Source organism: Microbacterium sp. (genome assembly GCF_030149085.1).
In the GTDB taxonomy this organism is placed as follows: Bacteria; Actinomycetota; Actinomycetes; order Actinomycetales; family Microbacteriaceae; genus Microbacterium.
Genome location: NZ_JASBSF010000371.1, coordinates 1 through 5278, shown reverse-complemented (window position 1 = coordinate 5278; position 5278 = coordinate 1). Strand labels below are relative to the sequence as shown.

Genomic DNA, 5278 nt, shown 5'->3' with positions numbered 1-5278 from the left:
GCGCCGAGACCGCAGCTGCTCATCTGCGACGAATCGGTCTCGGCACTCGATGTCTCGGTGCAGGCCCAGATCCTGACGCTGTTGACGGCGCTTCGCGACGACCTCGGCATTTCGCTGCTGTTCATCTCGCACGACCTGGCGGTCGTGCGACTGCTCGCCGACTCCGTGACGGTGCTGTGGGACGGCCGCGTGATTGAGAGTGGACCGTGCGAACAGGTGCTCACCGAGCCTCGCCACGAATACACCCGGATGCTGGTCGCTGCCGCGCACCGCGAAAACACGTCGGTGAGTGCCGGCGAGAGAGAAGACTGACGTGCAATCGATCGAACCGGTGCTCGCGGAAGGCGCAGACGCTGTCACCGCGGTTCTGGATGCCGGCCTCGCCCCTGCCTTGGGTGCAGAGCGCGCCGCGCGCTGGCGCGTCGAGCGCGCCGGATACCGCCCGACGGTGCACACCCTCGGGCACGGGGAGGGCATCCTGGCTGCCGCACTCACGTCTGGTCGCCCCGCAACCGCTGCGACGAAGATCGTCGACCTGTGGACCTCGCCTGATGCGCCCGATGACGCCGCCGACCGCCTCGTCGCGCGCGTGATCGCAGCGGCAGTCGAACGCGGCGATGCCGCAGTGAAGTGGGAACTACCCGAGGGCGCCGCCGTGCCTGCGTCGGCTCTCGCGCACGGCTTCGTTCCCCTGCGCGCCCCCTGGGGAGCCGTCGGCACCGAGGGTACGCGGGGACTCGTGCACTGGCTGGTTCCCCTGACCCATGACGAGCCCGGGTATTACGGACAGACGACCCTCTTCACGTGTGGAGCGGTTGCTGGTCTCATCGCCACCGAGCGCTACGGCAGCCACGGCTTCGCGGGCGAGACCGTGCCCGATCGTGATCTCGAGATCGAGTTCTGGCGCCGCGCCAGCAACTACCCGGCCTGTGAACCGCTGGGGCTTGCTGTCACGGTGCAGGAACACATCGGGCCTCACGGCGCCGTCGAGGTCACGCTCAATCACCCGGGACCGGTCCTACTGGAGGATTTCACCGGCTTCGACTACGACTTCCGGGCCGAGCTGCAGCGGGAATCGCGCAAGCGTGCGGCGGATCTCGGCATCCTGGTCGCGGATTCGCGCGTCCCGATGACCGAGGTCGCGTCGCGCGTCGCCGCGGGTGAGCAGGCGCTCCTTCTCATCGACGAGGCGCCGATGCACGCCGATCCGGGCCCGCACTGGATCATCGCCCACGCCGCTGCAGGGCCCTATGTCGTCGTCGAGGATCCGTGGGTGAACACGGCAACAGGGGAGACCTGGGTTGATACCCACGATCTGCCTATCCACGTCGATGGCCTCGAGCGCCTGGTCGCCTGGGGCCCGGAGGGTTATCGCGGCGTGATCTTCTTGTCGCCGCGCTGAGTCAGCGGCCCGATTGCAGGCGGAAACGCGGCTTTGGCGGCCGCGAGCGGCGGGCCAAGCCATCTGATCCTGCAATCGGGACGGGTACTCGCGGGGCGAGGAGGGGCCGGGACGGATGTCGGGGGTCGCGAATAGACTTGCGGGGTTATGGATGTGGTGGATGACGAGCTGCTGACCGGCCTGAATCCGCCGCAGCGCGAGGCGGTGCTGTACCGGGGCCCGGCGCTCCTGATCGTCGCGGGCGCGGGGTCGGGCAAGACCCGGGTGCTCACTCACCGGATCGCGTCGCTGCTGCGCGGCGGCGAGGCCTATCCGAGTCAGATCCTCGCGATCACGTTCACCAACAAGGCTGCCGGTGAGATGCGCGAGCGCGTTGAGCAGCTCGTCGGTGAACGCGGGCGCGGCATGTGGATCTCGACCTTCCACTCCGCGTGCGTGCGGATCCTGCGCCGCGAGGCCGAGCAGTTCGGGTTCACGAAGGCGTTCACGATCTACGACTCCGGCGACTCCCGTGCTCTCATCAAGCGCCTCGTGAAAGAGCACGAAGCCGACGCACTCGGGCTGACCCCCGCGGGCGTGCAGGGACGGATTTCCAAGCTCAAGAACGAACTCGCGGATGCCGAGTCCTTCGCGCGACAGGCGAACATGAGCGACCCCGCCGAGCGCCTCTTCGTCGAGATCTTCGGCGACTACCAGCGAGCTCTGCAGCGCGCCAACGCGTTCGACTTCGACGACCTCATCGCCCAGACCGTGTATCTGTTCCGCGCGTTCCCGCAGGTCGCGGATGTCTACCGTCGCCGCTTCCGCCACGTCCTCGTCGACGAGTACCAGGACACCAACCACGCCCAGTACGCGCTGATCCACGAACTCACTCGGCCCGTGACGGGAGCCGCGGCCGAGCCGTATTCCGTCGGCGGAATGATGATCTTCGAGCCCGAGGAGGCTCCCGAACTCGAGGGCGCCTCGCTGACCGTCGTCGGCGACTCCGACCAGTCGATCTACGCGTTCCGCGGCGCCGACATCCGCAACATCAGCGAGTTCGAGCGCGACTTCCCCGGCGCGAAGGTCGTGCTCCTGGAACAGAACTACCGGTCGACGCAGAACATCCTTTCTGCGGCGAACGCCGTCATCGGCAACAACTTCGACCGCAAAGACAAGAAGCTGTGGACCGACGTCGGCGCCGGCGATCCCATCGTCGGTTTCACCGGCTACTCCCAACACGACGAGGCCCAGTTCGTCGCCGACGAGATCGAGGCCCTCCACCGTCGCGGTGTCGAGTACGGGCAGATGGCAGTCTTCTACCGCACGAACTCCCAGTCCCGTGCGCTGGAAGAGATCTTCATCCGCTCGGCTGTGCCCTACAAGATCATGGGCGGCACCAAGTTCTACGAGCGCGCCGAGATCAAGGATGCCCTCGCATACCTCGTCGCCGTCGCCAATCCCGCCGACGAGATGGCCGTGCGCCGCATCCTGAACAAGCCGCGGCGCGGCATCGGCGACGTGACCGAAACGGCCATCGCCCGGTACGCGGCAGACGAACAGATCACGTTCCGCGATGCCCTCGCCAACGCCTCGGCGCTCGGCGTCGGACCGAAGATCCAAGCCGCGATCGTGCAGCTGGATGCCGTGCTCGCCGAGGCCAGCGCGCTGATGCTTCCATCCTCGGGCGAGCTCCCGCCGCCGACCACCGTGGCCGAGGGCCTGCAGCTGCTTCTGAACAAGTCGGGCTACCTCGACGCCCTGCGCGCCTCCCGCGATCCGCAGGACGAAGCGCGCGTCGAGAACCTCGACGAACTCGTCGCCGTCACTCGTGAGTTCGCCCGCAACAACCCTGACGGCACGATCATCGACTTTCTGACCGAGGTCGCCCTCGTCGCGGATGCCGACGACCTCGACGATGCCAGCGGGTCGGTGTCGCTCATGACGATGCACACAGCGAAGGGCCTGGAGTACGACACCGTGTTCATCACGGGTGTTGAAGAAGACCTCATCCCGCACCGCATCTCGGCCGGGGAACCGGGCGGGCCGCAGGAAGAGCGGCGTCTGTTCTACGTCGGCGTCACGCGTGCTCGAGCGCGGCTCTACCTCACGCTCGCCATGACCCGTGCGCAGTTCGGTGAGGTGTCGGTCGCGATGCCCAGCCGCTTCCTGCAAGAGATTCCCGCGACACTCATCGACTGGCGCCAGTCTCCCGGCGATGTGAACTCCCGCGGGGGTTCGCAGTCCCGCGCCCTCAACGCGCGGCCCGGGCGGTCTGGCGCGGGGGGAGGCTTCGGGGGATCGGGCCGTTACGGCGACGCGCTCGTGCCGAAGTCGACCTCGATCGACAAGTTCGCCAACCGCATCCCCGCGAAGGTGCGCGACAACGGCGACATGGAGCTCGCGCCAGGTGACCGCATCCGTCACGACGACTTCGGCGAAGGACGAGTGGATGCGGTCACCGGCGAGGGCGCGAAGCGCGTCGCGCATGTTCGGTTCGATACTGCCGGAGCCAAGAAGCTCCTGATCAAGATCGCTCCGATCGAGAAGCTCTGAGAGTCGCGCGCCAGGACTTTCGCCCCTGAGCGGTGCGGGCGGCCGAGCGTACGATCGCGATGACGGCGTGAGCGAGGGCGCACCAGCGCCCAGGGCAGGTCAGGCCCGCTGGCAGAAGGAGGCTTATGACCCTCGCCTCAGTGCTCACGGTGCTCGCCGATCACCCGGTGCTCGTGCTGTTCCTGGTCACGGGTGTCGGTACGGCGATCGGCCGCATCCGGCTGTGGGGGATGTCCCTCGGTGCGGTGGCCGTGCTCTTCACGATGATCGCGCTCACGGCCTGGGGCGTGTCCCAGGGCGTCACGATCGAGGTGCCCTCGTACGTCGGTGATTTCGGTTTGGTGCTCTTCGCCTTCAGTATCGGCGTCATCGCGGGGCCTGGGTTCGTGAATGCCCTCCGCACCTCGTACTGGATGCTGCTGCTCGTCTCGGCCATCATGATCGTCGCGGCAGCTCTGACGCTGGGCCTGGGGACACTGCTGGATCTGTCGCCGGAAACGATCGCCGGTGCCTACGCCGGCTCGGTTACGAGCACCCCTGCCCTTGCTGCTACCGGGGGCAGCCCGGCAGCCACGGTCGGGTATGCGAGCACGTACATCTTCGGCGTCGTCGGGGCGATGGGCGCCGTCGCGCTTGCGCTTCGCCACAGTCGCACTGACGCTGATGCGCCACCGCGGATCGTCGACCTCGTGATCCGCATCGACACCGACAGCACCCCCACGATGACCGATCTCACGCGGCGGCACGGCGGTCGGGTGCTGGTCTCGCGGCTGCGTCGCCCCAACGGGGAGGTCATCGTCGTGGGTCCCGACACGGTGCTCGAAAAGGGCGCGATCATCAATGTGGTCGGCCCCGAGCGGGTCGTGGCAGCTGTCACCGATGAGCTCGGGCATCCGTCCACGGTGAACATCACCCACGACCGCAGTCGGCTCGACTACCGGCGGATCATCCTGTCGGACTCGCGCTGGTCGGGGCGCACGATCGCCCAGCTCGGTGTCGCCGAGCGATTCGGAGCGACGATCGTGCGGGTGCGGCGCGGGGATGTCGAGTTCCTCGGCACACCCGACTTCGTGCTGCACCAGGGTGACCGGTTGCGGGTGGTAGCTCCGCGCGATCAGTTGCCCGCGGTCACAGCCTTTCTCGGCGATTCCGAACGCGGCATGGCCGACCTCAACCCGGTAGCTCTGGGCCTCGGCATCGCGGCCGGCATGCTGCTCGGCCTGATCGAAGTGCCGCTGCCGGGCGGATCGCATCTGTCGCTCGGAGCTGCCGCCGGCGCGCTCATCGTTGGCCTGGTGATGGGCAGGATCGGGCGCATCGGTCGATTCGTGACGACGATCC

General features: G+C 67.6%; 4 protein-coding genes. All 4 read left to right on the top strand.

The window, feature by feature from the left end; genetic code table 11:
- Positions 1-312 (top strand): ABC transporter ATP-binding protein (locus Q1V87_RS14960; protein WP_300594616.1); only part of this gene is annotated, 312 nt, incomplete at its 5' end.
- 1 nt (position 313) lies between these two features.
- Complete coding sequence (locus tag Q1V87_RS14955) at positions 314-1402, top strand: peptidase C39 family protein (RefSeq protein WP_300594613.1); 1089 nt, start codon at positions 314-316, stop codon at positions 1400-1402.
- Between the two features lie 147 nt (positions 1403-1549).
- Positions 1550-3937, top strand: coding sequence for an ATP-dependent helicase (locus Q1V87_RS14950; RefSeq protein WP_300594611.1), 2388 nt, complete (start codon positions 1550-1552; stop codon positions 3935-3937).
- Between the two features lie 125 nt (positions 3938-4062).
- Positions 4063-5278 (top strand): TrkA C-terminal domain-containing protein (locus Q1V87_RS14945; protein ID WP_300594608.1); only part of this gene is annotated, 1216 nt, incomplete at its 3' end.

What these genes read in the sequence shown, in the direction of transcription:
- Q1V87_RS14950 (WP_300594611.1), top strand. Translation starts at nt 1,550, where the DNA reads ATGGATGTGGTGGATGACGAGCTGCTGACCGGCCTGAATCCGCCGCAG.